Annotated in this window: 1 protein-coding gene; it reads right to left on the bottom strand. The window is 43.4% G+C overall.

The window, feature by feature from the left end; genetic code table 11:
- On the bottom strand, positions 1-425 hold a 425-nt coding region (locus tag R7Z49_RS26905), incomplete at its 3' end, for an outer membrane beta-barrel protein (RefSeq protein ID WP_318112719.1).
- Positions 426-555 lie beyond the last annotated feature (130 nt).

Below are 555 nucleotides of genomic sequence, written 5' to 3'. Positions count from 1 at the left end.
CCAACAGAGATATTGTCTAACAAGAAATATTCCGCGCCGACGCCATACATGTAAGACACGCCATCATCTTTGCTGACCGAGCTTAATCCGCCATTGTAATCGACATTGAATGCATTAATGCCGCCTTTGGCATACACATGTAGCGGACCAAAATCTATGCTTGGTTTCGCCGCTAAATAGAACGAAGTGAAATCCGCATCCCCTTTGTTGCCACCGAAAGACAAGTCGACTTTACCGTGGTTGAAATAGCCGACTTCGATACCGATTAATGGCAGAATCCCCGTTCCGACATGCACGCCATACGTTGTGTCGTTTTCGCCATCAATATCTGATTGACCAATTTGGCCGCCTGCATAAATCCATGAGTCAGCAAGCACTGATGTTGAACACAACGCCAAAGCCAATAACGAGAGTTTTGTTTTCATAGTTATACCTTCCTGTTCGATTCCTGAACGGAACATTACGCATACATGCGCACCTACTCGTCACTATATATTGGAAGGTATGGCGAATTTAAGATCAAAAAGTGAATAATTTATGTTCAGTTTTTGTTTG

The sequence above is a fragment of the Vibrio sp. 1562 genome, assembly GCF_033340155.1.
In the GTDB taxonomy this organism is placed as follows: domain Bacteria; phylum Pseudomonadota; class Gammaproteobacteria; order Enterobacterales; family Vibrionaceae; genus Vibrio; species Vibrio alginolyticus.
The sequence above is the reverse complement of the archived record's forward strand: the minus strand, read 5'-3'. Positions and strand labels throughout refer to the sequence as shown.